The organism is Xanthomonas nasturtii, from assembly GCF_001660815.1.
GTDB lineage: Bacteria > Pseudomonadota > Gammaproteobacteria > Xanthomonadales > Xanthomonadaceae > Xanthomonas > Xanthomonas nasturtii.
Genome location: NZ_LYMI01000006.1, coordinates 17,589 through 44,491 on the forward strand (window position 1 = coordinate 17,589; position 26,903 = coordinate 44,491).

Sequence of the window (26,903 nt, forward strand, 5' to 3'; positions counted from 1 at the left end):
TCCACAGGAGGTGCAGGCTAGGGCCTGTAAAAGCCAGGCTTTTACAAGTAAGTCTTGAATTTCATTCAAGGGTTGGCCATGTCGCGTCCACCGCTTCACGCATTGCAAGGCTTCGTCAGCGCGGTGCGCCTGGGCAACCTGTCGCGCGCCGCCACCGCGATGCATCTCACCGTCAGCGCGCTCAGTCATCAGATGCGCGCGCTCGCACAGCGCCTGGGCTGCCCGCTGCTGCAGCGGCATGCGCGGGGTGTCACCGCCACACTGCAGGGACAGCAACTGCTCGACCGCATCGCACCGCATCTGGATGCGATCGCCGAAGCCTTCGAGCCGTTCGGTGCGCGACGCGAAGACACGCTGACGCTGAGCATTACGCCGTCGATGGCATCGGCCTGGCTGGTGCCACGCCTGGGCGAATTTCTGGCGGTTCATCCCACCATCGAAATCAACCTGCTGTCGAGCGAGCGGCTGGTGGATTTCGAACGCCAGCAGCAGGTGGACGCCGCCATGCGCATCGGTGCCGGGCAATGGGGGGGCGTCATCGCCGAACCCTTGTTCGACGAATGGCTGGCGCCGATGGCAAGCCCGGCACTGATCGCGCGCATGGGTGGCGTGGAGGCGCCGCCGTTGCACCACTGGCCGTTGCTGGGCGACCCGGATGACGCGGGGCTACGCTGGTTTGCGGCGTTCGGCGGCGATGCGCCGCGGCGCTATGTCGCGGTGCTCGACGAATCGGAGGCGCATCACCGCGCTGCGCTGGATGGCGTTGGCGTTGCCTTGGGGCGCGTAACGCGTGCGCGCTTGTTGTTGGCGTCCGGCCAACTGGTGGCATTGTCTACGCAACGGCTCAAGACCAGCTGGTCGCATTATCTATTGTATCCGCCGCGCTCGAGCACGCATGGCGGCTTTCTCGCATTTCGCGCCTGGCTGCAGGCGCAGGCGCGCGAACACGCCGCACACGCGCAACAGGCGACCACAACGCCGCCTGCCGCGCGTCGCCGCAAGCGCACAAGGACACTGCCGCCATGAGTCATTCACCGTTACCGCCGCAATCCGAGCGTCGCGCACTGGCGATCGCACAGGCCGTGTATGAGGCGTTCGAGGACTACCACGCGCGCTTTTCCGAAATCACCGCACGTGCCAAGCAGCGGTTCGAAGCACGCGATTGGAGTGGTGCACGCGACGACGCGGTTGCGCGCATCGCGCTTTACGACCAATACATCACCGAATGCATGCTGCGCCTGCGTGCGGTATTGCTGGGCCAGGCGCACGACCGCGCACTGTGGATGCGCGCGCGCGGTCATTACGCCGCATTGTTGAGCGGGTTGATCGATCAGGAGTTGTACAAGACCTTCTACAACACCCTGACCCGGCGTTACTTCGGTACCCACGGCGTGGATGCCGATATCGAATTCATCGCACTGGATATCGAACCGACCGATGCGATCACCGTGCCGGTCGCCCGCCACACCTATGCCGTCTCGCCCGGCCGCTTGACCGACATGCTGGTGCGCGTGCTGGGCGACTATGCGTTCGCCGTGCCGTATGCACATCGCACCCGCTGCGCTGCTGCGATTGCGGTCCGCCTGCTCGACGACCTGGCGCACTGGGGCGAGCATCCGGTGCGCAGCGTGGAACTGCTGGAGACGGTGTTCTATCGCGAGCGACGCGCCTATCTGGTCGGGCGCGTCTTCGGCGAGCATCGCTTTTCGCCGTGCGTGATCGCCTTGATCAACGACGATGCCGGCCTGCGCGCCGAAGCGGTGCTGACCCGGCGCAGCGATGTCGCGCAATTGTTCAGTAACTCGCGCAGCTATTTCCAGGCCAACCTGTCGACGGTAGGCGATGCGGTGGTGTTCCTGCGCAGCCTGCTCACCCACAAGCCGGTCGATGAGCTGTACACGATGCTGGGCCGTGCCAAGCAGGGCAAGACCGAACGCTATCGCACGTTTTTCAGCCATTTCCAGGCGCACCCCTCCGAACAGCTGGTGCACGCCGATGGCACGCCCGGCATGGTCATGGAGGTATTTACGCTGCCGAGTTATCCGCTGGTGTTCAAGCTCATTCGCGACCGCTTTGCGTATCCCAAGACCATGAGCCGCGCGCAGGTGGAAGGCAAATACGAGCTGGTGTTCCAGCTCGACCGCATCGGCCGCCTGCTCGATGCGCAGCCTTATCGGTTTCTGCGCTTTCCCAAGGCACGCTTTTCACCCGCGCTGCTGCAAGAGCTGCAAACCAGCTGCGCAATGAGCCTGAGCGAAGATGGCGACGATGTGCTGATTGCACTGTGTTATGTGCAGCGCCGTCTGCGCCCGTTGAATTTGTACCTGCGCGAACAGCTACCCGAGGCCGCGCACGCCGCAGCATTGGATTACGGCCAGGCCATCAAGGACATGGCACGCAACAATATCTTTCCCGGTGACATGCTGTTGAAGAACTTCGGCATCACCCGCCATCAGCGCGCGGTGTTCTACGACTACGACGAGCTGTGCCTGATCACCGAATGCACGTTCCGCGACTGGCCCACGCCCACCACCTACGAAGAGCAGATGGCCGCCGAACCCTGGTTCCATGTCGGCCCACGCGACGTCTTCCCCGAGCGCTTCGCACTGTTCATGGGCTTGCCGTCCTCGCAACTGGAAGCGGTCAAGCAAATTCACCCCGAGCTGTTCGACCCGCAATGGTGGCGCGATCTGCAGGCCCGGCTGCGCGAAGACGATTACCCGGACACGCCGCCGTATGCGGAGTCGCGCAGGCTCGCCTGACGATTTACCCGTATGCACCAAGCTGTACAACGAGAACTCAATAAGGACAGAGCGCGGTCATGCAGTGGAAGCAATGCTTGAGTCTGGTGCTGGCGATGGCAAGTGTCAGCGGCGTGCAGGCAAGTCCCAGCGCTGCGCAAATGCAGGCGCAGATGGAGGCCAGCATGAATGTCGCGGGCGAATTGACGCTGACGCCGGATGGCACCGTGACTGCAGTAAGACTTATCGACGAAGCAACATTGCCGCCAGTCGTTCGCGACCGCGTCAAACAGTCGATCACGTCCTGGCGCTTTGACCCTGTGAAAGACGACGGAAGCGCATTGCCAACACAGTTACCGATGAATCTGCTGCTGGTTGCCAAGCCTGGTGAAAACAACACTTATGCGGTCTCGATCCGCAGCGCGCATTTCGGCAGCCAGGAGCAAGCTGCCGCCAGCGTCACCGCCAAGGACATGCCGCCGCCCGCCTACCCTGAGCATGCGTTTCGAGAAGGTGCGACCGGGGTGGTCTATCTGCTGCTCAAGATCGGGCGCGATGGCAAGGTCGAGGATCTGGTCGCAGAGCAGGTCAACCTGACCACGCTGGCGCCGGAATCAAAGCGCCCACGCTGGCGCAAGGCGTTTGCCGATGTCGCAATCGCCAAGGCGCGAGGCTGGACATTTGTACCGCCGACTCAGGGCGCCGAGGCCGACGCGCCGTACTGGGTCATGCGGGTTCCGGTCACGTTCGACATCCATCCCTGGCCAGGTAATCAGGTCGCTGCGAAGCAAGCCAAAAAATGGCAATCCTAGCTGCCGGGCCCGCGTCAGCCGGCACCCTGGCACGAGCAGTCCAGTCCGTCAGCAGCGAGTGACAGCCCGGATGCGCTGCCTGGCAGTGGATTGTTCTCCGCACGCGGAGAAGGTGTTCGCTTGGTCACACCGCTGCAAGGAAGTTAAGTGCTGCTGAGAGAGGCAAAGACTTCGCGACAGTCGCCTCACACCCACAAAAAAGCCCCGCATTGCGGGGCTTTTTCTAATCGCTGACGCAGACCGGAATCAGCGCTTCATCGAACTGAAGAACTCGTCGTTGGACTTGGTGGTCTTCATCTTGTCCAGCAGGAATTCCATTGCCGCGATTTCGTCCATCGGGTGCAGCAGCTTGCGCAGGATCCAGATCTTCTGCAGAAGCTCCGGCTCGATCAACAGATCTTCGCGACGCGTGCCCGAGCGGTTGATGTCGATCGCCGGATACACGCGCTTTTCGGTGATGCGACGGTTCAGATGCACTTCGCTGTTGCCGGTGCCCTTGAACTCTTCGTAGATCACCTCGTCCATCTTGCTGCCGGTTTCCACCAGTGCCGTGGCGATGATGGTCAGCGAGCCGCCTTCTTCCACGTTACGGGCTGCACCGAAGAAGCGCTTGGGACGGTGCAACGCGTTGGCGTCCACACCACCGGTGAGCACCTTGCCGGAGCTGGGCACCACGTTGTTGTAGGCGCGCGCCAGGCGGGTGATCGAGTCGAGCAGGATCACCACGTCCTTCTTGTGCTCGACCAGGCGCTTGGCCCGCTCGATCACCATCTCGGCGACTTGCACGTGACGCGCAGCCGGTTCGTCGAACGTGGAGGAGATGACCTCGCCGCGCACGGTGCGCTGCATTTCGGTCACTTCTTCCGGGCGCTCGTCGATCAGCAGCACAATCATGTGCACTTCGGGATGATTGCTGGTGATGGCCGTGGCCACCTGCTGCATCATCATCGTCTTGCCGGCCTTGGGCGGGGAGACGATCAGCGCACGCTGACCCTTACCCTGCGGCGCCATCAGATCCAGGATGCGGCCGGTGATGTCCTCGGTGGAGCCATCGCCACGTTCCAGACGGAAGCGGCGACGCGGGAACAGCGGGGTCAGGTTCTCGAACAGGACCTTGTTCTTGCTCGCTTCCAGCGGCTCGCCGTTGATCGTATCGACGATCGACAGCGCGAAGTAACGTTCGCCATCCTTCGGGAAACGAATGCGGCCGGACAAATGATCGCCGGTACGCAGGTTGAAGCGACGGATCTGGCTGGGCGAAATATAGGTGTCGTCCGGGCCGGCCAGGTAGCTGGCTTCTGCGGCACGCAGGAAACCGAAGCCGTCGGGCAGGATTTCCAGCACGCCGTCGGCGGCAACGCCTTCGCCATGACGGGTCAGCACCTTGAGCAGGGCGAAAATCACGTCCTGCTTGCGGGCGCGCGCCACGCCTTCCTGGATGTTGAGCTGATCGGCGATATCCAGCAGCTTCTGCGCCGGCATCCGCTTCAGATCGCTCAGCGAATAGACCGGGAAGCCTTCCGGCACGGCCGGATGCGGGCGCGCGATGAAGGGCTCGTTGCTGCCGTCGGAAGACGGCATGCCACCGGTTTCGTTACCGAAGCGGTCGCGCGGGCCGCGGTCACGGCGATTGCGGAACCGGTCGCGGCGATTGCCTTGCTGGTTCTGACCCTGACCCTGACCCTGCTGATTCTGGCCGGCGTTCTGGCCCTGGCCCTGCGCCTGGGTCTGACCTTGTTGCTGGCCTTGTCCCTGGCTTTGCGCCTGATTTTGGTTCTGCTGTTGCTGCGCCTGGTTGAAGCGCTGCTGCTGCGACTGGCCGCCCTCGCGGGATTCGCCATGCGTGTCGCCGCCGTGGTTGGCGCTGGGCGCGCTACCGGCGTGTGCGCCATCGCTGGACGTCTGCGTCGGTGCCGGTTCGGCAGCGCGCGACGGTGCCTGCGGGGCACGGGGTGCTTCGGGTGCGGGGCTGGCGGGCAAGGGCAGGTTGGGCTGCTGTGCGCCACCGTCTTCATTGGTGACGGCGGTCTTGCTCACGCGCGGCTTGCGCACGCGCTTCTCGACGGGAGCGTCGACGCTGCTCCCGGTATCGGAGGAAGGATGATCGGACAAGTGCGTGATTCCTCGCTAAGGTGCGAGCGCCCGGCTGGGGGGCGAACTATTGGTAGATGGGAGTCTAGAAGACGTCTAGAAAAGCGACGGTCTAGAGGGTACGGCGGAGCACGAGCGTGCGCCGGATCAACTGACACTATCACCGTGGCGCGCAACCGCGCAAGCGTCTGCCTGGGCGGGATTTAACTGCCGGCGCATTGCCGGGCGCCCATCGCCGGGCGCCCGCTTGCTCAGGCGGCCGCGCCGCCCAGGGTCTTGTCGATCATCTGGGTCAGCTGGCCCTTGCCCACCGCCCCGATCTGGCTGGCCTGGACTTCGCCATCCTTGAACAGCAACAGCATCGGGATGGAACGCACGTGGTACTTGATGGCCAGGGCGCGGTTCTGGTCCACATTGACCTTGGCCACCTTGAGGCGGCCCTGGTATGCATCGGCCAGATCGTCCAGCACCGGGGCGATCATCTTGCATGGGCCACACCACTCGGCCCAGAAATCCACCAGAACCGGTTCGCCGGATTGCAGTACTGCTGTCTCGAAGTCGGCATCGCCGACATGTTGAACCTTGTCGCTCACGTTGGGTCTCCTGGAAACCAAACGGCCCACCCGAACGGGCAGGCCGCTACATTGCGTTAAACTGGGGCATTGCGCGACTGAATCAAGTGTCAGTCCTGAAGCCGCGCTGTCCGCCACAACTGCCGCAGTTTGCGACGCAGTCGGCATCGATGCAAGCCGCGCCCGGGCTGCCCAGGGCGCCTCACGAAGACGGAATAATGAGCGACAAACCGCTGACCGATTTGACCTTTTCCTCGTTCGACCTGCAGCCGGCACTGATTGCCGGGCTGGAGGGCGCCGGATTTACCCGCTGTACCCCGATCCAGGCGCTGACCTTGCCGGTCGCGCTGCCGGGCGGCGATGTCGCCGGCCAGGCCCAGACCGGCACCGGCAAGACGCTGGCGTTTCTGGTGGCGGTGATGAACCGCCTGCTGGTCCGCCCGGCGCTGGCCGACCGCAAGCCCGAAGACCCGCGCGCGCTGATCCTGGCGCCCACCCGCGAACTGGCGATCCAGATCCACAAGGACGCAGTCAAGTTCGGCGCCGACCTGGGCCTGCGCTTTGCGCTGGTCTATGGCGGGGTGGACTACGACAAACAGCGCGAGCTGTTGCAGCAGGGCGTGGACGTGATCATCGCCACCCCGGGCCGTCTGATCGACTATGTGAAACAGCACAAGGTGGTCTCGCTGCACGCCTGCGAGATCTGCGTGCTCGACGAAGCCGACCGCATGTTCGACCTGGGCTTCATCAAGGACATCCGCTTCCTGCTGCGGCGCATGCCCGAGCGCGGCACCCGGCAGACGCTGCTGTTCTCGGCCACGCTCAGCCACCGCGTGCTGGAGCTGGCGTACGAGCACATGAACGAGCCGGAAAAGCTCGTCGTCGAGACCGAGACCATCACCGCCGCGCGGGTGCGTCAGCGCATCTACTTCCCGTCCGACGAAGAGAAGCAGACGCTGCTGTTGGGCTTGTTGTCGCGTAGCGAAGGCGCGCGCACGATGGTGTTCGTCAACACCAAGGCGTTCGTCGAGCGCGTGGCGCGCACCCTGGAGCGGCATGGCTATCGCGTTGGCGTGCTGTCGGGCGACGTACCGCAGAAGAAGCGCGAGTCGTTGCTCAACCGTTTCCAGAAGGGCCAGCTCGAAATCCTGGTTGCCACCGACGTGGCCGCGCGCGGTCTGCACATCGACGGGGTCAAGTACGTCTACAACTACGACCTGCCGTTCGATGCCGAAGACTACGTGCACCGCATCGGCCGCACCGCGCGTCTGGGCGAAGAAGGCGACGCGATCAGTTTCGCCTGCGAGCGCTACGCGATGAGCCTGCCGGACATCGAGGCCTATATCGAGCAGAAGATCCCGGTCGAGCCGGTGACTTCGGAGCTGCTGACGCCGCTGCCGCGCGCAGCACGCGTGCCGGTGGAAGGCGAAGAGGCCGACGACGACGCTGGCGACAGCGTGGGCACGATCTTCCGTGAAGCGCGCGAGCAGCGTGCCGCCGACGAGGCTCGCCGTGGTGGCGGCCGCAGCGGTCCGAGCGGTGGCGGTTCGCGCAGCGGCAGTGGTGGCGGTCGCCGCGATGGCGCCAGCGCCGGTGTCGACGGCAAGCCGCGTCCGCGGCGCAAGCCGCGCGTGGAAGGGCAAGCGCCTGCGACGGATGCACCGAGCGAAACACCGGTGGTTGCCGCGGCAGCGGTGGAAGCGCCGTCCCCCATCGCGACCGATGCCGAGCGCGCACCGCGCAAGCGTCGGCGGCGTCGCAACGGCCGTCCGGTCGAAGGCGCCGAGCCGGCAGTGGCATCCACGCCGGTTGCCGCGCCTGCCGCACCGCGCAAACCCACCCAGGTGGTCGCCAAGCCGGTGCGTGCCGCCGGCAAGCCGTCGGGCAGCCCGTCGCTGCTGAGTCGCATCGGTCGCCGACTGCGTTCGCTGGTCTCGGGCAACTGACCGGTTGCGGCATCGATCGCATCGCCGCGCATCGGCGATGCGACGCAAGCACTGGCGCTCCGGCATAATCGCTGGATGACCGTTCTGCGTTTCGACAACGTCAGCAAGCACTACGCCGGTGGCCACCAGGCGCTGACCGATGTCAGCTTCGAAGTGGCCGATGGCGAGATGCTGTTCGTGACCGGCCATTCCGGCGCCGGCAAAAGTACCTTGCTCAAATTGATCCACCTCAGCGAGCGCCCCAGCCAGGGCGCGGTGCTGCTGGGCGAGCGCAATCTGCTCAAGGTGCGTGGCCGGCAGATTCCGCTGCATCGTCGTCAGGTGGGTGCGGTCTATCAGGACCATCGCTTGCTCAACGACCGCAGCATCGCCGAGAACGTGGCGTTGCCGTTGATCCTGCGCGGCACCCGTCGTGCCGAGATCGGCAAGCGCGTGCGCTCGGCACTGGAACGCATCGGCCTGGCCCATCGCGACAAAGCCCTGCCCTCGCAGTTGTCCGCGGGCGAGCAACAGCGCGTGGGCATCGCCCGCGCCATCGTCGGCGAACCGCGCCTGCTGGTGGCCGATGAGCCCACCGGCAATCTCGACCCGGCGCTGGCCGCCGAGATCATGCAGCTGTTTGCCGAACTGCCCGCGCGCGGCACCAGCGTGTTGGTGGTCAGCCACGATCTGGCGCTGCTCAAGCAGATGCGCAAGCGCGTTTTGATCCTGGACCACGGCCGCCTGGTCGACGACATCTCGCCGCAGGATCTGGCCGAATGAGCAAACCCGCCAATACTGGAGCCGTCGCGCCTTCGCGCTTCGGCGTGTGGATCGATCACCATCTGCACAGCATCGCCTTCAGCCTGGGCCGCGCGATGCGCAAGCCGTGGGCGACGCTGCTGACCATCGTGGTGATGGCGTTGGCGCTCGCCTTGCCGCTGGGGCTGTCGATCGCGCTGGACAACGTCAAGCTGCTGGCCGGCAGCGTGCAGCAGTCACGCGAAATCAATCTGTTCCTGAAGGTCGATGTCGCTGCCGATGCCGCGAAGGCGCTGGCCGGCGAGCTGCGCGCGCGCGCGGATGTGGCCAAGGTGACAGTGCGCTCGCCCGAGCAAGGCCTGGCCGCGCTGCGCGAGAGCGCCAAGCTCGACGAAGCCGCCGATGCGCTGGGCGAGAACCCGCTGCCGACGCTGTTGATCGTCACCCCCACCGATGCGGCCGACGACGCGCAACTGGCCGGCGCGCTGCAGGCCTTGCCGCAGACCGATCAGGTGCAGCACGACGCGCTGTGGCGCAAACGCCTGGATGGCTGGCTGCAGTTCGGCGAACGCCTGGTGCAGGTGCTCTCGGCCCTGCTCGGCATCGGTGCGGTGCTGGTGGTCGGCAACACGGTGCGGCTGGATATCCAGTCGCGGCGCGAAGAGATCGGCGTGCTGCAATTGCTGGGCGCCAGCGACGGTTTCATCCGTCGTCCGTTCCTGTATCTGGGTGCGTGGTACGGGCTGGGCGCCGGCGCGGTTGCGCTCGCTCTGATCGCTGCCTCCGGCCTGGCGTTGCGTGCGCCGTTGGCGACCCTGGCCGACAGCTACGGCAGTTCCTTTACCCTGCACGGTCTGGATCTGTTGCATTCTGCGATGGTGCTGGTCGGCACCCTGGTGCTGGGTTGGCTGGGCGCCTGGCTGGTGACCGGCCATTTCCTTCGCCAGACCCGTCCCACCGAGACCTGAGGCCTGCCATGCATCCACCAGATCTCAAACACCTAATCAGCGACGCGCCGCGCGTGATGGTGGTCGATGGCTCCAAGCTGGTACGCAAGCTCATCGCCGACGTGCTCAAGCGCGACCTGCCTAACGTGCAGGTGATCGGCTGCTCCAGCATCGCCGAGGCGCGCGATGCGCTGGAGGCCGGCGCGGTGGATCTGGTGACCACCTCGCTGTCGCTGCCCGACGGCGACGGCCTGACCCTGGCGCGCAGCGTGCGCGAAGCGGCGGGCCAGGCCTATGTGCCGGTAATCGTGGTGTCCGGCGATGCGCAGCAGCATCTGGTGGAGCGCCGCTTCACCGAATACGTCACCGATTATTTCGACAAGGCGCTGGGCCATGAGGCCCTGGCCACCTTCATCCGCGGCTATGTGCAGCCGGAGCCGATCATTGGCGCCACCGTGCTCTACATCGAAGACAGCCGCGTGGTGGCCGAGGCGACCAAGCGCATGCTCGAGCGCCAGAGCCTGAAGGTGGTGCATGTGCTCACCGCCGAAGACGCCTTTGCGCTGCTCACGGCCGAATCGCTGGGCCGCACCGAGCGTCGCATCGACGTGGTACTGACCGATGTGACCCTGAAAGGCGAGCTCAACGGGCGCGATGTGGTCGAGCGCATCCGCATCGATTTCGCCTACGGCAAGCGCCGCCTGCCGGTGCTGGTGATGACCGGCGACACCAATCCGCGCAACCAGTCCGAACTGCTGCGCGCCGGCGCCAACGATCTGGTGCAAAAGCCGATCGAAGAGCGCTTGCTGGTGACCAAAGTGTTGTTCCAACTGCGTCTGGCACGCCTCGAGGATCAGGCTGTCACGCTATGAGTGAGGTGGAAGGACGTATCCAGCTGGAACCGTCGTGGAAGGCAAAAGTGGGCGATTGGTTGCTGCGCCCGGAGATGCAGGAGCTTTCCGCTTTCCTGCGCCAGCGCAAGGCGGCCGGCGCGCGGGTGTTTCCGCCTGGCCCGCAGATCTTCGCCGCCTTCGACGCCACCCCGTTCGATCAGGTCAAGGTGGTGATCCTGGGCCAGGACCCGTATCACGGCGAAGGCCAGGCGCATGGGCTGTGCTTCTCGGTGCTGCCGGGCGTGCCGGTGCCGCCGTCGCTGCTCAACATCTATAAAGTGATCCAGGACGATCTGGGCATCGCGCGGCCGGATCACGGCTATCTGATGCCCTGGGCGCGGCAGGGCGTGCTGCTGCTCAACGCGGTGCTGACGGTGGAGCAGGGCCGTGCCGGCGCGCATCAGAACAAGGGTTGGGAAGGCTTCACCGACCATGTGGTGGAGACCCTCAACCGCGAGCGCGAAGGCCTGGTGTTCCTGCTCTGGGGCAGCTACGCGCAGTCCAAGGGCAAGGTCATCGACCAGGCGCGCCATCGGGTGTTCAAGGCGCCGCATCCTTCGCCGTTATCGGCGCATCGCGGCTTTCTGGGCTGCCAGCATTTCTCCAAGACCAACGAACATCTGCAGCGGCGCGGGATCGGCCCGATCGACTGGTCGCTGCCGCCGCGCAACGCGCTGGACACCACCTCGTCCGGCGGCTGAACGGCGTTGCCAACAGCCCATTTCGCACCCGATCTGTCACGGTTTACGCAGGGCCGGAGTGATAGCGTAAGGGCTGAATTCGGGGTGCCGGGCTGTAGAACACCGGCTATGCAATAAGCCCGAACGTTCTATAAATGGAATGCTGGGAACTCTTTCTGTACCCGGCAGTCCAATAGTTCGACTGCTAAGATGGTGCCTATGAACCAGACTACCTCGACTGCCCTTGTGGCAAACAATCTCCCGATTCCCAGTGCGCTCGGTTCGCTGGACGCCTACATCGGTGCCGTGCACCAGATCCCGGTGCTGTCGGTCGATGAGGAACAGACTCTGGCCCGCCGCTTCCGCGACGAGCTGGATCTGGATGCCGCGCGCGAACTGGTCCATTCCCACCTGCGCTTCGTGGTGCACGTGGCCCGCGGCTACAACGGCTACGGTTTGCCGCTGGGCGACCTGATCCAGGAAGGCAATATCGGCCTGATGAAGGCGGTCAAGCGCTTCGACCCGGAAATGGGCGTACGCCTGGTCAGCTTCGCAGTGCACTGGATCCGCGCCGAAATGCACGAGTTCATCTTGAAGAACTGGCGCATCGTCAAGGTCGCCACGACCAAGGCTCAGCGCAAGCTGTTCTTCAACCTGCGCAAGTCCAAGACCCGCCTGGGCTGGCTCAATGCCTCCGAAGTGACGGCAGTCGCCAAGGATCTGAACGTCTCCGAGCGTGAAGTGATGGAGATGGAGTCGCGTCTGTCCGGTCGCGACATCGGCTTCGATGCCTCGTCGGACGAAGACGACGATCACGGCCCGCCGTCGCCGGTGAGCTATCTGGTCGCTAACGAAGAAGACCCGTCGCAGGCGTACGAGCGGCACGACAGCGAAGACAACCAGCTGCAGTTGCTGCGCGAAGGCATGGCCGGTCTGGATACGCGCTCGCGCGACATCGTCAAGCGCCGCTGGCTGGATTCGGAGTCCAAGGTGACGTTGCAGGAGCTGGCCGACGAGTACGGCGTGTCGGCCGAGCGTATCCGCCAGATCGAGGCGAATGCGCTGAAGAAGATGAAGGCACTGTTCGTGGCCTGATCCTTCGATCATGCCCCAGGTGTTGCACAAACGGCCCGGTTTACCGGGCCGTTTGCATGTGGGGGGCCGGTGCTGCGTCGAGTCCGAAGATGCGTGGGTGTTCATCGTATTCGTTCGCCGATGATCGACCGCGCGCTGCGCCCGCCGGTGCTATTCTGGCAGGCGCGCCACCGGCAGATGCCAGCCGTAGCGGATGGCCATGAAGCGCAGGCCGAAACACACGCCGGCGCCGGTCGCCAATGACCAGGCCTGCGGTAGGTCGAGCACGTGCCCGATCGCGACCAGGCCGCCGCCGGCGAGTGCGGCAACGGCATACAGTTCGGCCTGCAAGACCACCGGTGTGCGTGCGACCAGCAGATCGCGCGCGATGCCGCCGCCGATGCCGCTGAGCATGCCCAGCAATGTCGCGCTCAACGGGCTGAGGTGATAGTCCAGCGCCTTGCTGGTGCCGTAGACCGCAAACAGCGCCAGCCCGGCCGCGTCGAAAATCTGCACCGGGTTGCGCAGCCGCTCCACCGCTGCGTGCCAGTAAAACCCGGCAACGCCGGCCAGGCAGGCGACCAGCAAATACTGCGGCTGCACCAGCGCAGCCGGCGGGGTGGCGCCGATCAGCACATCGCGCACGATGCCGCCGGACACTGCCGCCGCGCAGGAAAGCACCAGCACGCCGAACAGATCCAGGCGGTTGCGCACTGCCACGGTCGCACCGCTCAGGGCGAATACGAAGGTGCCGAGCAGATCCAGCACGAACAGGACAGTTGCCACGATCAGGCCGTTGAATCAGGCTGCACAGCATCGCGCACGGCCTGTGGCGCTGTCATCCGTCCTTGCTGTTGGGCGGCGGGTCGTCGGTGGCGCCGCCGAAGATGATGCGTGCGGCGCGCTGGTAGCTCCAGTAGGCCATCGCCCAGTTCACCAGCACCACGAAACGGTTGCGGAAGCCGATCAGGAAGTACACGTGCGCGGCCAGCCAGAACCACCAGGCGACGATGCCGGAGAGCTTGAGTTTGCCCACATGCACGATGGCGGCCATGCGGCCGATCGTGGCCAGGTTGCCGAAGTCCTGATACCGGAACGCGGCTGCCGCCTGACCGCGCTGACGCGCGCGGATCGCCTTGGCGATGTGCTTGCCCATCTGCTTGGCCGCCGGCGCTACCCCTGGGACCGCGCGACCGCCCTGCTGCACCGACGCCAGGTCGCCGCCGACGAAGATTTCCGGGTGGCCGGGCACGCTCAGGTCCGCCTCCACCAGCACGCGGCCGGCGCGATCCAGGGGCACGCCCAGCGTGCGCGCCAGCGGCGAGGCAGCCACGCCTGCGGCCCACACCACGGTGCGCGCTGGCACGAAGGTCTCGCCGAGCTGATAGCCCAGCGCATCGATATGGGTGACCGGCGTACCGGTGTGCACTTCCACGCCCAGCCGCTCCAGCTGCTTGCGCGCCTTGTAAGTGAGATCCTCCGGAAACGAGGGCAGCACGCGTGGGCCGGCTTCGACCAGGCGCACGCGCGCCTGCTGCGGGTCGATATGGCGGAACTCGTTCTTGAGCGTGTGGCGGGCGATCTCGGCCAGGGTGCCGGCCAGTTCTACGCCGGTGGGGCCGCCGCCGACCACCGCAAAGCTCAGCCAGGCGGCACGTGCGGCGGGATCGGATTCGGCTTCTGCACGTTCGAAAGCCAGCAGCAATTTGCGCCGCAGCACCAGCGCGTCGTACAGCGTTTTCAGGCCCGGCGCGTGCTCGGCCCACTGGTCGTTGCCGAAATAGGCATGGGTGGCGCCGGTGGCCAGCAGCAGCATGTCGTAGCCGAGCGTGTTGCCGTCGGCCAGGACCACTTCGCGGCGGCCCGGCGCGATATCGGTGACATCGCCGAGCAGTACTTCGACATTGCGTTGCTCGCGCAGGATGTGCCGCAGCGGCGCGGCGATATCCGGCGCCGACAGGCCGGCGGTGGCAACCTGGTACAGCAGCGGCTGGAACAGGTGGTGGTTTTGACGGTCGATCAGGGTGATGCGGATGTTGGGGTCGTCGAGCGCGCGGGTCGCCCACAAGCCGGCGAAGCCGCCGCCAACCACAACAAGATGCAGCGGAGCTAGGGAGGGGGAAGAGGTCATCGTAAAGTCCGATGGACTGCGACGCGGGCTCGACAGCATGCCGCATCGGCAATGAACACGCCGCGTGAGCGCGGCTCGCCTGCGGCATCATGTCGCATCTCCCGCCCCGGTCACCGCATGTCGTCGCTCCCGCCCCCGTTGCCGCCGTTGCCGTCCGTATCGCCCAGTGCATCGCCAGCCGTGGCGCCGCTGGCCGCGCCCGCGCCTATGGTCAAAAAGCCACTCAGCGGTGTCGCGATCGGGTTGATTGGCGTGGCGACGTGTGTGGTGCTGTGGGGGATGCTGGTACTCGGTGCACTGGTCTGGCTGATGGCGACCGGCTGGTCGCTGTTTGCCGACCAGGCGCGCAGCGCGCTGCAGGCCGATGCCGTGGTGCAGGAACATATCGGGCAAATCCGCGACATGCGGGTGGATCTGTATCGCACCGGTCTGGCGCCGGGGGGCGATGAGTTCGTGTTCAATGTGGAAGGCGACCGCGGCAGCGGGCGCGTGCATGCCAGCTGGGTCAGTGCCGGCGCCGAACGCGAGATCCTGAGCACGGGCGTGCTCACCTTGCGCGATGGCACCGAGTACACCTTGCCGGCCGAGGACGACCTCGATGAGAGTCAGATGGACACCGACACCGACACCGACATCAAGACCGAATCTGCCCAATCTGTCGAGCCACTGGAGCAATGAGCATGATCGATCATCCCGATAAACGGATCGCGCTGCTGATCGACGCCGACAACGCGCCGGCCGGCAAGATCGACGTGGTACTGGCGGAAGTGGCGCGCTACGGCGTGGCCAATGTGCGCCGTGCCTACGGCAACTGGAAGAGCCCGCACCTGAAAGGCTGGGAGGCAGCTAAGGGTGGGCGCAGCAAACCGACGCAGCCCGCCGCTGCGACGGCGCAACCGGCGGCTGCGGCTGCCAAGCGCCCGGCGCGCGCGCCAGCCAAACCTGCAGCAGGGAGCTGAGCATGACGCAGAACGCAAACGTGCCCGCTGCAGCGATGCCCGCCATCACGATTTGGGGGCGGCGGAATTCCAGCAATGTGCGCAAGGTGTTGTGGTGCGCGGAAGAAGCCGGCGTGGCCTACACCTCGATCGAGGTGGGCGGTGCATTCGGTGGTAACGACACGCCGGCGTATCGCGCATTGAACCCGAACGGCGTGGTGCCGACCTTGCAGGACGGCGCGCTGGTGCTGTGGGAATCCAATGCGATCGTGCGCTACCTGGCTGCGCAGTACGCGCCGGCGTTGTACCCGCAATCACCGGCCGAGCGCGCGCTGGGCGACCGCTGGATGGACTGGACTACATCGACGTTTGCCGGCGTGTTTCGCGATCTGTTCTGGGGCGTTGTGCGCACACCGGAGGCCGCGCGCGATGCCACACGTATCGCCGCGGCACTGACGCAATCGGGCGAACTGCTGGCACGCGCCGATGCGGCATTGGCACAGCAGCCATATCTGTCCGGCGAGCGCTTTGCCATGGGCGATATTCCGCTGGGCAGCTTTATCTACGCCTGGTTTGAAATGCCGATCGAGCGGCCCGAGTTGCCGCATCTGCACGCCTGGTACGCACGCCTGCGCGCGCGGCCGGCGTACCAGCTTGGGGTGATGACGGCGCTGACCTGAGTGGCGGGTCTTCGCTCAGGCCGGCGTGATGCATTGCAGGCGCCACGCGCCACGCGCCACCGCCGACCTCGAACGCTGCTTGCAAGGAAGTGGGCCTCGCACATCGCGCGGTCTGTTGGCCTAACGTGTTTGTAGCAGCGCACTTGTGCGCGAGGGCATTGCCGGTAACGCCGCATCGCGCGTAGGCGCGCTCCTGCAAAACGTGAACACACCGTGCAAACCGTGAGTCTGGCGTCGGCTCCGTGTGCGATACGCCTGCACTAATACAGATCGATCGGATCCACATCCAGCGACCAGCGCACGCGGCGCGCCTGTGGCAACGCGTAGACGGCTGGCAGTTGCGCATCGAGCAGCCGATGCAGCGCCGAGCGCTGTTGCGCCGACAACAACAGCTGGGTGCGCTGGAAACCGGCGCGGCGCGGCATCGGCGCCGGCATCGGGCCATAGCATTCCACTGCGGCAAACGCCGGCGATTGCGTACTGCTGTCGGCGCTGGTCAAACCACGCACTGCCATCAGAAATTGATTGGCCGCGGCCACATCCTTGGCTTCGGCACGGAACAGGGCCAGGTGCGCGAAGGGCGGAAATCCGGCCGCTTCGCGCTGCTGCAGTTCGGCATCGGCAAAGGCGTGGTAGCCGCCGTTGACCAGGGTCTGCAACAGCGGATGCTCGGGGTGATGGGTCTGCAGCCAGACTTCGCCCGGGCGGTCGGCACGGCCGGCGCGCCCGGCGACCTGGATCAGCTGCTGGGAGAGTTTTTCGGCAGCGCGGAAGTCGGCCGAGAACAGGCCTTCGTCGATGCCGACCACCACCACCATGGTCAGCCGTGGCAGGTCGTGGCCCTTGGCCAGGATCTGCGTGCCTACCAGGATGCCGGCCTCGCTGCCGAGCCGGGCAAGCTGGGTTTCCAGTGCGTCGCGGCGCTGGGTGGTGCTGCGGTCGATGCGCACCACCGGGAAGTCCGGGAAGGCCTCGGTCAGGCGCTCTTCCAGCCGCTCGGTGCCGATGCCCTGTGGCTGCAGCGCCAGGCTGGCGCAGGCCGGGCAGGCCAGCGGTGCGGGTTGGCGCGCGCCGCAGTGGTGGCATTGCAGGCGTCGGCCGCCGGCATGCACGGTCATCGGGGTCTGGTGCAGCGGCGTGCTGCAGCGCTGGCAGGCCGCGGTCCAGCCGCAGTCGTGGCACAGCAGCACCGGTGCATAGCCGCGGCGGTTCTTGAACACCAGAACCTGCTCGCCGCGCGCCAGCGTGGCGCCGATACCGGCCAGCACCTCCGGCGACAGGCCGTCCTTGAGCGGGCGCTTGCGCACGTCGAGCACGCGCACGCGTGGCGGGCGCGCTTCGCCGGCACGCCGCGACAGGCGCAGATGCTGGTAGCGGCCGGAATAGGCGTTGTGCAGGCTTTCCAGCGACGGGGTGGCGCTACCCAGGATTACCGGGACATCCAGCGCCTTGCCGCGCACCAGGGCGAAATCGCGCGCGTGATAGCGGATGCCGTCCTGCTGCTTGTAGCTGCCGTCGTGCTCTTCATCGATCACGATCAGGCCGGCATTGGGTAGCGGGGTAAACACCGCCGAGCGGGTGCCGACGATGAGCTTGGCCTCGCCGCGCCAGGCCGCGGCCCAGACCCGTGCGCGTTCGCCATCGGAGAGCCCCGAGTGCAGCGCGTGCACCGGCACCCCCAGGCGCGCGCGGAAACGGCCCAGCGTCTGCGGGGTCAGGCCGATCTCCGGCACCAGCACCAGCGCCTGCTTGCCGGCGGCCAGGCAGTCAGCGATCGCCTGCAGGTAGACCTCGGTCTTGCCGCTGCCGGTCACGCCGTCGAGCAGGTAGGTGGCAAAGCCGCTGTGCGCGCGGATCGCGGCGGCGGCGGCCTGTTGTTCGTCGTTGAGCTGCGGGCCGCTGCCGGGGCGCGGCGCAATCGTGTCGGCCGGCACCGCCACGCGTTCGGCGTAGTCGCGCTTGGCCAGGCTGCGCGCGGCTTCGCGCCACTGCGGCAGCAGCGGGTCCAGCTGCTCTTCGCACACTGCGCCGGTGAGCAGTAACGCTGCCAGCAGCGCAGGGCGGCTGCCCGCACGCAGGCTGGCAGCACTGGTACGGCCGGTTTCGGTGAGCTGCCAGGCCCAGGCATGGGTGTCGGCCAACGCCTCGCCGCGGCGCAAGGGGCCGGGCAGGGCGCCGGCCTGTGCCTCGCCGAGCGGGGCGTGGGTGTAGCGGGCCAGCCATTGCAGCGAGCGGGCCAGTTCATCCACCAGCAGCGGCGCCTGATCGCACCAGGCCAGTGCCGGGCGCAGACCGTCGGCCGCGGGCAGCTGCCCGATCTCCACTACCACCCCGACCAGCTCGCGCGGCCCGAACGGCACCCGCACCCGGCAGCCGACCCGGTCCGGGTCAGTCAGCGGCGCACCGGCCGGGGGCAGGTAGTCGAACAGCTGAGGCAGCGGCACCGGCAAGGCGACGCGCAGGGTGGCGATGGGCGAAGACATCCGACCAGTCTACCGACCCTGTCCAGCGGCCGGCAGCGGACCCCGAATCGGCCCAAATCGGCGCCGGCGCGGTCGCCGCGTTTCTGTGACGAAAGTGATAAATCCGACGTAAACCTATGTGAGGGTTAAGGAAACGGGTTTATCCACATTGCCTGTGGATAAACCTGTGAATTAGTCTCGTGCTCCACGCCATGACGGTGGATTCACTAGCCTCTGCAACCTCTTGGACATTTTTTAGCCAACATCCATAAGGCTAATATTTTCAATTACTTAGGCGTGAAACACGATTGCAACAAAGAAAAAACAACTGTTGACAGACGCCTGCGTATCGGTATGCCTGCCGCTGTGCACAACCCGCGGCGGCGACAGCTGCGGCCGGCGTGAAGGTGGAGCGGGGCCGGGCCGATCTGTCAAGCCATCCGCGGGGGGCAATCGCGTCGGTATCATGCCGGCCGATGCTGGAGTTCTCATGACCGTAGTTCCCGACGCCCCCGTGACCCCTGCCGCGCTGTCAGCCTTCCTGCGCGGTGTCGAACGCCGGGGTCTGGTACTCGCACAGTTGCAATGCGGTGACGTGGCCACCGCCGAGCGCGCCCTGGCAGCCGCCTTGCGCGCCTTCAGCAGCCAGGCGGCAGGTCGGCCGATGGCCGGTTGGCCGATGCGCTTCTGGAGCTTGCTCGCCACCGCGCCACCGCTGCGGCGCGAACCGATGCCCGGCACCTGGCTGCCCCCGTTCACTGTGTTGGGCCGGATGCAGACCGCCGATCGCCTGGCGCTGCTGCTGCGGATCGTGGCCGGGCTGGAAGAGGATGCGGCCAGCGAGGTGCAGGGTGTCGAGACGGCGGCCTATCGTCAGTCGCTGGCGCGCGCCTGCCCGCGCGATGCCGCCGGTAACCCGGATGCGCAGGCCTGGCGGGTCCTGGCCGAGGCGGTGCAGCTGGAGCTGCGCGACCTCACTGCGTCGCAATTGACCCGGCTCAGCCAGTTGCGCGATTCGGCCCTGGCCGGGATGCCGCTGCAGCCCGCTGTGCCGGCCGAGGCCGCCCCGACGCCGCCCCGCGCAACCGCCGCACGCGTCCGCCCCAGGCGGCAATGGCAGTGGCCGCGGCTGGATCGTCGCCACGCCGGCATGGCACTGGGCGTGCTGGCGTTGGCGCTGCTGCTGGCCGTGCTGGGCTGGTGGTGGACCCACCGCCGGCCTGCGCTGCCGCCCGAACCGGTCTCGCAGGCGCCGGCCGGCGTGCTGCATGTGACCGACGCAGCGCCGGTGCTGGTGGAAGACCTGCCTGCCGCCGATCTGCCGGATGCCGTGGCCACGCCAGGCCTGGACCCGCGCGACCAGGCCATGTTGGCCGACCCGGATCTGGAGCTGGCGCGCGCTGCAGACCTTTATGCCTGGTATGCAGCCGGCCACCCCGTGCCGGCCGACGAATCCGGCGCGCACGCCACCGCGGCCGAGCAGCCTTCCGCCCCGCTGGAGACGGTCGATGACGAAAATAACTGAGGGGTGCGGCCTGTTGCTCTGCGCGCTTGCCGGCCTGGCCGGCGCGCAGACATTGCCGACGCCGCTGGAAGAAGCCGGCGCCGCGCCGGCTGCGCCCATGCCGGTTGCCGCAACGCCGAGCGTGGTGCCGAACACAACCCCGAGCGCTGCGCAGCAACGCGCGCGCTGGGAGGCGTTGACGCCCGCGCAGCGGGCCGAGTTGCGCGCCCGCTACGCAGCCTGGAAGGACCTGACCGCCACCGACCGCGTGGTGTTGCGCCAGGCACGCGAGCGTCTGCAGGCCCTGCCTGAGGATCAGCAACGCGCGTTGCGTACGCAGTTCGGCGCGATGGATCGTTTGCATCGCGACGGCTGGCGCCTGGGCTCGCAGGTGGGGGCGTTCTATGCGCAATTGCAACCGTTGATCGGCTACGTGCCGCCCGCCCAGCGCGACGCCATGCTGGCCGCGCTGCGCAGCCTGGATGCCGGCCAGCTGGAGCAGCTGGCGGTGCTGGCACAACGCACCCCGCCACAGGAGCGCGCTGGGTTGCGCGATGCCTTCCTTGCCGAAGCGCCGGCCACGCGTAGCACCTGGTTGAAGCGCCAGCTGGCGCGTTGATCGGTAGCGGCACGTCGCCGCCGCGGTAGGCGCGCGTCTGATGCGTCAGGGTGCGCGTGCGACACCGGTTCAAGCAGGTGCCGGTGTCAGCCAGCACCGCGACAAACGTGTCGTCGCTGTTCGACGCGGTGGTGGGCACAGCGCTGGTCGGGCGCGCATCGGCCTGCAGTTGCGTCAGGCGTCGTTGCGCTTCGGCGTTGGTGCGCGCTTTGCCCGCAGGCGTGGCAGAACGCGCCATGCAATGCGGCCGCACAGTTTTCGCAGGCGGTGGGGTGGTGTGCGGTCGAATCCAGTGACATGAGCCAGGTCCGGTTGGCGGGTCGTGGGAAAGGCGCGTTGCCGAAGGCGTGGTCCCGAAGGAAGGGCGTCTGCGCACGCGTGCAACGTTATCCCGCGCCGGCCCGCTAGCAGCAGCCTCCGCGTTTTTTTGCCCGCCCGCGCTTGCGCGCAGCAGGCTCTACCCAAATGTGCGACAAGGCCGCAGCCGGAAAGTCCGCGTAAGATAGCGGGCCCACGCGACCCGGTGCCAGCGCCTCCCGGCACGGCCGTAGTCCGCGCAGCGATCGGTTTTCATGTCTGTTTCCTCTGCACCCCCGTCCGCGACGCCAGGCTTCGCCTCGGAAGTGCGCACCACCGGCCTGCTTGCGTTGCCGCTGGTGCTCGGCCACGTCTCCACTGGCCTGATCGGGTTTGTCGACAACGTCATCGCCGGCCACCACGGCACTGCCACGCTGGCGGCAGTGACCATCGGCACCTCGCTGCTGTGGCTGCCGATGTTGGTGCCGATCGGCACGTTGATTTCGTTGACCGCCTCGGTCTCGCAGCTGATGGGCGCTGGCCGGCAGCGCGAGATCGGGCCGCTGTTCCGGCAGGCGCTGTGGCTTTCGCTGGGGCTGAGTGCGTTGATGTTCGCGTTCCTGAGCGTGGTGCCGCCGCTGCTGCCCACCTTCGGCATTGCGCCGGACATCGTGCCGGGGGCGACCGACTTTCTGCATGCGGTGCGCTGGGGCGTGCCGGCACTGACGTTTTACTTCTGCATGCGCTACCTCAGCGAGGGCATGCACTGGACGCTGCCGACCATGCTGCTGGGCTTCGGCGGGTTGCTGGTGCTGGCGCCGCTGGGCTATGCGCTGACCTATGGCAAGTGCGGCTTTGCCGAGCATGGTGCCGAAGGGCTGGGCATGGCCTCGGCCATCACCATGTGGGTGCAGGCGAGCGTGTTTGCGTTGTATCTATGGCGCGCGCGGCGCTTTGCGCATCTGCAATTGTTCACCCATCTGGAAGGGCCGCGCTGGCGCGCCATCGGCGATCTGTTGCGCACCGGCCTGCCGATCGGCATCACCGTGCTGATGGAAGGCGGGCTGTTTATCGTCACTGCGTTGTTGATCGGCCGGCTGGGCTCGACCGAGGCGGCGGCGCATCAGATTGCGATCAACGTCGCGCAGCTGTGTTTCATGGTGCCGATGGGCGTGGCCGAGGCCACCACCGTGCGCGTCGGCCATGCGGTGGGCCGCGGCGACCCGCTGGGCATGCGGCGTGCGGCCTGGGCCGGCTACGCCATCGTGCTGGGCACCCAGGCGCTCTCGGCCAGCGCCTTGCTGCTGGGCCACGACGCCATCGTCGGCGTGTATACCGATGATGTGGCAGTGGCGGCGCTGGCGTCGGGATTGCTGCTGTTTGCGGCCACGTTCCAGTTTCCCGATGGCATCCAGGTGCTGTCGGCCGGCGCGCTGCGCGGCCTCAAGGACACCCGCGTGCCGATGTTCCTGGCGATGTTTTCGTACTGGGGCGTGGGCATGCCGATCGGCGCCGGGCTCGGCCTGGGGCTGGGCTGGGGGCCGCAAGGGATGTGGATCGGGCTGATTCTGGGCCTGACCGTGGCCTCGATCCTGATGGGCTTGCGCTTCCGCCAGACCAGCCGGCGGCTGACTGCCGGCCTGACCCCCTGACTTTCAGCGCATGCCGCGCGCGCTGCGCAGCCGGTATGCTGGACACCATCGATCTGTATGCAGCGTCTTTCGACGGAGTTTTCCATGAACCACCCCGTGCGTCGCAATCCCATCGCCAGCTTTTTCGTCGGCCTGTGGGATGTGATGAATTTCACCCGGCGCCTGATCTTCAACCTGGTGTTCTTCGGTTTTCTGTTCCTGTTGCTGCTGCTGTTCGTGGTGGCGATCGCGCGTGGCGACGGCACCAAACCGCTGGCCGATCGCACCACGCTGGTGATCAACCCGGAAGGCACGCTGGTCGAGCAGTTCAGCGCCGACCCGGTGAGCCGGTCGCTGGCCAAGGCGGTGGGCGACAAGAGCGCCGAAGAAGTGCAGCTGCGCGACCTGGTGCGGGTGATCGAGGCGGCCGGCAAGGACCGCAAGATCGAGCGGGTGCTGTTGAATCTGGACAAGTTCCAGCCGTCCGGGTTCGCCTCGCAGCGTGAAGTGGCCGCCGCGCTGCAGAAGTTGCGCGCCTCCGGCAAGCAGGTCGTGGCTTTCAGCGAGAGCATGAGCCAGGGCCAGTACCTGCTCGCCGCGCAGGCCAACGAGGTGTACCTGGATCCGATGGGCAGCGTGCTGCTGGAAGGCCTTGGCCGCTATCGCCAGTACTTCCGCGAAGGCCTGCAGGACAAGCTCGGCGTGGACGTGCACCTGTTCCGCGTCGGCGAATACAAGTCTGCGGCCGAGCCGTACATCCTCGATGCTGCTTCGGCCGATGCCAAGGAAGCGGACCTGTTCTGGATGAACGATGTGTGGCAGCGCTATCTGGCCGACGTGGGCACCGCGCGCAAGCTGAGCCCGGCGCAGCTCACCGCCGGTATCGACACGCTGCCCGAAGGCGTGGCCGCCGCCGGTGGCGACCTGGCCAAGTTCGCCTTGCAGCAGAAGCTGGTGGACGGGCTCAAGACCCGCGAAGAAGTCGACGCGCTGCTGATCAAGCGCGGCGTGGCCGACAGCGATGCCGACAGCGGCTTCCGCAATATCGGCTTCAACGATTACCTGAGCCAGTTGCAGGCGCAGCGCTCGCCGATGGACAGCCGCCCGCAGGTTGCGGTGGTGGTGGCAGCTGGCGAAATCAGCGGCGGCGAGCAGCCGGCCGGGCGCATCGGTGGCGAGTCCACCGCCGCGCTGCTGCGTCAGGCGCGCGACGACGAGGAAGTGAAGGCGGTGGTGCTACGGGTAGATTCGCCCGGCGGCGAAGTGTTCGCCTCCGAACAGATCCGCCGCGAGGTGGTTGCGCTCAAGCAGGCCGGCAAGCCGGTGGTGGTGTCGATGGGCGACCTGGCCGCGTCCGGTGGTTACTGGATCAGCATGAATGCCGATCGCATCTATGCCGACCCGTCGACCATCAGCGGCTCCATCGGCATCTTCGGCATGGTGCCCAACCTGACCCGCGCGCTGGACAAGATCGGCGTGCACACCGACGGCGTGGGCACCACGCGCTTTGCCGGTGCGTTCGACATCACCCGTCCGCTGGACCCGGCCGCCGGCCAGGTCATCCAGGCGGTGATCAACAAGGGCTACGCCGACTTCACCGGCAAGGTGGCGCAGGCGCGTCACCAGTCGGTGGAGGCCATCGACAAGGTCGCGCGCGGTCGCGTGTGGAGCGGTGCGCAGGCCAAGCAGCATGGCCTGGTGGACGCGTTCGGTGGCATGCAGGAAGCGGTGGCCGATGCGGCCGACCGCGCGAAATTGAGCAAGGGCAAGTTCCGCGTGCGTTATGTGGAAAAGCCGGCCACGCCGTTCTCGCAGTTCATGAGCGGGTTTGCCGGTAGCCGCATGGGCGCGTGGATGCTGGGCGATTCGGGCATGGCCCGCGCACTGCTGGCGCGCTCGTTGCCGGAAGTGGACAAGCAGCTGCGCTTCGTCGAAAGCGCCGTGCACGACAGCAAGGCAGGCGGCACGCCGGTCAAGTCGCTGGCGTACTGCTTCTGCGGGTTCTGACCCGTCGCGCTTGGACAGCGATTGCTGTATCGACAACGCCGGCCATGTGCCGGCGTTGTTGTTTCTACTGCGTGGCTGCGTCGATCGCCTTGCGCTGGTCGTCGGCGGCCTGATCGGTCGCGGCCTGCACTGCGTGCGCCTTGTTCAGCGGTTCCTGGATGTGGTCGCGCAAGGCGGTGGCCTGCGGTTCGGGTTTTTGTTCGGTGGGCGCGGGCTGCGGCCGCTGACAGGCGCCCAGCGACACCGCCAGGCAGGCTGCAAGCATCCAATGCGTCTTCATCGTCGTGACCTCGCTCGGGGTGGCGGTATCCTAACGCTCGGCCCACACATGCGCGCCAACTGCGCTGCAGCGGCCGTTTCTCAGCGTCTTGAAGAGGATCACCCACGTGACAATGCACCGTTGGCGGCTGGATGGACAGACCGCCCTCATCACCGGCGCCAGTGCCGGCATTGGCCTGGCCATTGCGCGCGAATTGCTCGGCTTCGGCGCCGATCTGCTGATGGTGGCGCGCGATGCCGATGCGCTGGCGCAGGCGCGCGACGAGCTCGCCGATGAATTTCCCGAGCGCGAGCTGCACGGGCTGGCTGCCGATGTCGCCGACGATGAGGAACGCCGCGCCATCCTGGACTGGGTGGAAGACCACGCCGACGGCCTGCATCTGTTGATCAACAACGCCGGCGGCAACCTCACCCGGGCCGCGATCGATTACACCGAAGACCAATGGCGCGGCATCTTCGAAACCAACGTCTTTTCCGCATTCGAACTCTCGCGTTACGCGCACCCGTTGCTGGCGCAACACGCTGCCTCGGCGATCGTCAATGTCGGCAGCGTCTCGGGCATCACCCATGTGCGCAGCGGCGCACCGTACGGCATGACCAAGGCGGCGCTGCAACAGATGACGCGCAACCTGGCCGTGGAATGGGCCGAAGACGGCATCCGCGTCAACGCGGTGGCGCCGTGGTACATCCGCACGCGCCGCACCTCCGGGCCGTTGTCGGATCCGGATTACTACGAACAGGTGATCGAACGTACGCCGATGCGCCGCATCGGCGAACCGGAAGAAGTCGCCGCGGCGGTGGGGTTCTTGTGCCTGCCGGCCGCCAGTTACATCACCGGCGAATGCATCGCGGTGGATGGCGGATTCCTGCGCTACGGGTTTTAGAGCAGCTAACCAAACGACGGCGCGGCCGTCAGGCGGGCGCAGTCGGTGCGCGAAATTGGCATGTACCACCCGTACACTCCGGCTCTGAGCGCGCCGCCCGCACCCACCTGGCGACCGCTCGCGAGGTTGTGTAAGCCCACTCTTAGCCTGCCTGCGCAGAAGCCAGGCGACAGCGATGGTGCGGCTCAGTGCACCACGCACGGCATCCGGTCATCGCTGACGGTTGCCAATGGCTTTAACGCACCGGCGCGGCAAACGCAGGGCCGTCAACCTGACTGCCCTGCACTGGACCGCTGGTTGCTCCCATCACGGCGTAGCGGATGGATTAGCGCAGCGGCTCTCGTCGAGCACCCGGCGCATCTGCTCGTAGCGTTGCTTGCGTTCGGCCGATTGCGCTTCGTCGGAGAAGCGCCAGGTGGATTCGGCCTGCTCGGCACGTTTGCGCCAGGCCTCGCACAGGCTCTGGTCCGGCACCGGCGCGCAGCGGTCGGTGACCACTTCGCAGGCGCTACCACCACCGGTCGCCGGCCCGCCGGCCAGATTAGTGGTCTGCATCGGCAGGCAGCGCGTGGCCGGCTCGCGGTCTTCGGTGAAGTACCGTCCGTTGTCGTGCGCAGTGCATTCGAACAGCGGCGGCGGTGGTAGCGTCGAGGTGGAGGTCGCTGCCGGCACCGGCGTGGTAGCGGGCGTCGCTGCTGGCGCGGCAGGCGCTGGCGCGGCGGTTGGCGCAGCAGCGCGTGGCTGCGTCGCACGTGCCGGCGCTGCGGTTGCCGCTCCACCCGGCGCGAATGGCACTGCGGCCGGTGCGGTCATCAGCTTTTTCTGTTGCTGCATGCCTTTCGGGCACGGCATGTTCTGCACCGTCAGCGCACCGGTCGGGTCGGTGCAGCGGTAGATCGCCACTTCCTGCGCGCCGGCCACCGAAGCCACCGCCAGCATGCTCACCGCCATCAGGCCTGACAGCCGCCAGCGCC

At 66.6% G+C, this 26,903-nt stretch carries 22 protein-coding genes, 1 other RNA gene and 3 pseudogenes; 18 read left to right on the plus strand and 8 right to left on the minus strand.

Going from position 1 to position 26,903, the window contains the following annotated elements; translation table 11 throughout:
• Window positions 1-78 precede the first annotated feature (78 nt).
• The 3 genes and pseudogenes from A7D16_RS02865 (at window position 79) to A7D16_RS02875 (ending at window position 3,700) form a co-directional block, all read left to right on the plus strand.
• On the plus strand, window positions 79-1,026 hold the full coding sequence (locus A7D16_RS02865; protein ID WP_064629635.1) for a LysR substrate-binding domain-containing protein: 948 nt from the start codon (window positions 79-81) through the stop codon (window positions 1,024-1,026).
• Window positions 1,023-2,762, plus strand: coding sequence for a bifunctional isocitrate dehydrogenase kinase/phosphatase (gene aceK, locus A7D16_RS02870; protein ID WP_064629637.1), 1,740 nt, complete (start codon window positions 1,023-1,025; stop codon window positions 2,760-2,762). The genes A7D16_RS02865 and aceK overlap by 4 nt, the downstream gene beginning before the upstream one ends.
• A 59-nt stretch (window positions 2,763-2,821) precedes the next feature.
• Window positions 2,822-3,700 (plus strand): annotated as a pseudogene (locus tag A7D16_RS02875) (hypothetical protein).
• A 99-nt stretch (window positions 3,701-3,799) separates the two neighbouring features.
• On the opposite strand, the gene rho reads toward A7D16_RS02875, so the two are convergent.
• Window positions 3,800-5,665: a transcription termination factor Rho gene (gene rho / locus A7D16_RS02880; RefSeq protein ID WP_064629641.1), complete on the minus strand. Its 1,866-nt coding sequence runs from the start codon at window positions 5,663-5,665 to the stop codon at window positions 3,800-3,802.
• 230 nt (window positions 5,666-5,895) lie between these two features.
• Window positions 5,896-6,237 (minus strand): thioredoxin TrxA, encoded by a 342-nt coding sequence (gene trxA / locus A7D16_RS02885; RefSeq protein WP_064629643.1) that lies wholly within the window; start codon window positions 6,235-6,237, stop codon window positions 5,896-5,898.
• 197 nt (window positions 6,238-6,434) lie between these two features.
• Here trxA and rhlB point away from each other — a divergent pair, with 197 nt between their 5' ends.
• The 6 genes from rhlB to rpoH all read left to right on the plus strand — a co-directional run bounded on the left by rhlB (window position 6,435) and on the right by rpoH (window position 12,518).
• A complete protein-coding gene (gene rhlB, locus A7D16_RS02890; RefSeq protein WP_064629646.1) occupies window positions 6,435-8,162 on the plus strand; it encodes an ATP-dependent RNA helicase RhlB in 1,728 nt (575 codons plus the stop codon).
• Window positions 8,163-8,237: 75 nt separating this feature from the next.
• Entirely contained in the window at window positions 8,238-8,924 is a 687-nt protein-coding gene (gene ftsE, locus A7D16_RS02895) for a cell division ATP-binding protein FtsE (protein WP_064629648.1), read from the plus strand.
• The gene (ftsX, locus tag A7D16_RS02900; RefSeq protein WP_064629649.1) at window positions 8,921-9,871 is read left to right on the plus strand and encodes a permease-like cell division protein FtsX; all 951 of its coding nucleotides are present in this window, start codon (window positions 8,921-8,923) and stop codon (window positions 9,869-9,871) included. Before ftsE ends, ftsX begins: the two co-directional genes overlap by 4 nt.
• A gap of 8 nt (window positions 9,872-9,879) precedes the next feature.
• The gene (locus A7D16_RS02905) at window positions 9,880-10,722 is read left to right on the plus strand and encodes a response regulator (RefSeq protein WP_064629652.1); all 843 of its coding nucleotides are present in this window, start codon (window positions 9,880-9,882) and stop codon (window positions 10,720-10,722) included.
• Complete coding sequence (gene ung, locus A7D16_RS02910) at window positions 10,719-11,444, plus strand: uracil-DNA glycosylase (protein WP_064629654.1); 726 nt, start codon at window positions 10,719-10,721, stop codon at window positions 11,442-11,444. Before A7D16_RS02905 ends, ung begins: the two co-directional genes overlap by 4 nt.
• 198 nt (window positions 11,445-11,642) lie before the next feature.
• The gene (gene rpoH, locus A7D16_RS02915; RefSeq protein ID WP_064629656.1) at window positions 11,643-12,518 is read left to right on the plus strand and encodes an RNA polymerase sigma factor RpoH; all 876 of its coding nucleotides are present in this window, start codon (window positions 11,643-11,645) and stop codon (window positions 12,516-12,518) included.
• A 150-nt stretch (window positions 12,519-12,668) separates the two neighbouring features.
• Here the strand turns inward: rpoH and A7D16_RS02920 are convergent, their stop codons facing one another.
• Together A7D16_RS02920 and A7D16_RS02925 are read right to left on the minus strand one after the other, a co-directional pair.
• The gene (locus A7D16_RS02920; RefSeq protein ID WP_064629658.1) at window positions 12,669-13,283 is read right to left on the minus strand and encodes a trimeric intracellular cation channel family protein; all 615 of its coding nucleotides are present in this window, start codon (window positions 13,281-13,283) and stop codon (window positions 12,669-12,671) included.
• Window positions 13,284-13,335: 52 nt separating this feature from the next.
• The gene (locus tag A7D16_RS02925; RefSeq protein WP_064629660.1) at window positions 13,336-14,628 is read right to left on the minus strand and encodes an NAD(P)/FAD-dependent oxidoreductase; all 1,293 of its coding nucleotides are present in this window, start codon (window positions 14,626-14,628) and stop codon (window positions 13,336-13,338) included.
• Between the two features lie 117 nt (window positions 14,629-14,745).
• On the opposite strand from A7D16_RS02925, the gene A7D16_RS02930 reads away from it, so the two are divergent.
• The 3 genes and pseudogenes from A7D16_RS02930 (at window position 14,746) to A7D16_RS02940 (ending at window position 16,246) form a co-directional block, all read left to right on the plus strand.
• The gene (locus tag A7D16_RS02930) at window positions 14,746-15,306 is read left to right on the plus strand and encodes a hypothetical protein (protein WP_064629661.1); all 561 of its coding nucleotides are present in this window, start codon (window positions 14,746-14,748) and stop codon (window positions 15,304-15,306) included.
• A pseudogene (locus tag A7D16_RS02935) lies at window positions 15,303-15,476 on the plus strand (NYN domain-containing protein); the annotation flags it as partial. The gene A7D16_RS02930 and the pseudogene A7D16_RS02935, both read left to right, overlap by 4 nt.
• Before the next feature lie 146 nt (window positions 15,477-15,622).
• On the plus strand, window positions 15,623-16,246 hold the full coding sequence (locus tag A7D16_RS02940) for a glutathione S-transferase family protein (protein WP_275655038.1): 624 nt from the start codon (window positions 15,623-15,625) through the stop codon (window positions 16,244-16,246).
• A gap of 260 nt (window positions 16,247-16,506) precedes the next feature.
• Here A7D16_RS02940 and A7D16_RS02945 read toward each other — a convergent pair whose 3' ends face one another.
• On the minus strand, window positions 16,507-18,729 hold the full coding sequence (locus tag A7D16_RS02945; protein WP_064629667.1) for a primosomal protein N': 2,223 nt from the start codon (window positions 18,727-18,729) through the stop codon (window positions 16,507-16,509).
• A 469-nt stretch (window positions 18,730-19,198) separates the two neighbouring features.
• Between A7D16_RS02945 and A7D16_RS02950 the strand changes: the two genes are divergently transcribed.
• Entirely contained in the window at window positions 19,199-20,233 is a 1,035-nt protein-coding gene (locus A7D16_RS02950) for a hypothetical protein (protein WP_064629669.1), read from the plus strand.
• Window positions 20,217-20,831, plus strand: a complete 615-nt coding sequence (locus A7D16_RS02955) for a DUF3106 domain-containing protein (RefSeq protein ID WP_064629671.1) — start codon at window positions 20,217-20,219, stop codon at window positions 20,829-20,831. Before A7D16_RS02950 ends, A7D16_RS02955 begins: the two co-directional genes overlap by 17 nt.
• Window positions 20,832-21,031: 200 nt before the next feature.
• Here the strand turns inward: A7D16_RS02955 and A7D16_RS24380 are convergent.
• Window positions 21,032-21,215 (minus strand): annotated as a pseudogene (locus A7D16_RS24380) (DUF3667 domain-containing protein); the annotation flags it as partial.
• A 188-nt stretch (window positions 21,216-21,403) separates the two neighbouring features.
• Between A7D16_RS24380 and A7D16_RS02960 the strand changes: the two are divergent.
• The gene (locus A7D16_RS02960) at window positions 21,404-22,780 is read left to right on the plus strand and encodes an MATE family efflux transporter (protein ID WP_064629673.1); all 1,377 of its coding nucleotides are present in this window, start codon (window positions 21,404-21,406) and stop codon (window positions 22,778-22,780) included.
• 84 nt (window positions 22,781-22,864) lie between these two features.
• Window positions 22,865-24,766, plus strand: coding sequence for a signal peptide peptidase SppA (gene sppA, locus A7D16_RS02965; protein ID WP_064629675.1), 1,902 nt, complete (start codon window positions 22,865-22,867; stop codon window positions 24,764-24,766).
• A 64-nt stretch (window positions 24,767-24,830) separates the two neighbouring features.
• On the opposite strand, the gene A7D16_RS02970 is transcribed toward sppA, so the two are convergent.
• A complete protein-coding gene (locus tag A7D16_RS02970) occupies window positions 24,831-25,046 on the minus strand; it encodes a hypothetical protein (protein ID WP_064629677.1) in 216 nt (71 codons plus the stop codon).
• Between the two features lie 106 nt (window positions 25,047-25,152).
• Between A7D16_RS02970 and A7D16_RS02975 the strand changes: the two genes are divergently transcribed.
• The gene (locus A7D16_RS02975) at window positions 25,153-25,929 is read left to right on the plus strand and encodes an SDR family oxidoreductase (protein WP_064629679.1); all 777 of its coding nucleotides are present in this window, start codon (window positions 25,153-25,155) and stop codon (window positions 25,927-25,929) included.
• A gap of 60 nt (window positions 25,930-25,989) precedes the next feature.
• Window positions 25,990-26,066, plus strand: a non-coding RNA gene (locus A7D16_RS02980) — sX9 sRNA.
• A 169-nt stretch (window positions 26,067-26,235) separates the two neighbouring features.
• Here A7D16_RS02980 and A7D16_RS02985 read toward each other — a convergent pair.
• On the minus strand, window positions 26,236-26,880 hold the full coding sequence (locus A7D16_RS02985) for a DUF4124 domain-containing protein (RefSeq protein WP_181920524.1): 645 nt from the start codon (window positions 26,878-26,880) through the stop codon (window positions 26,236-26,238).
• Between the last annotated feature and the right edge of the window lie 23 nt (window positions 26,881-26,903).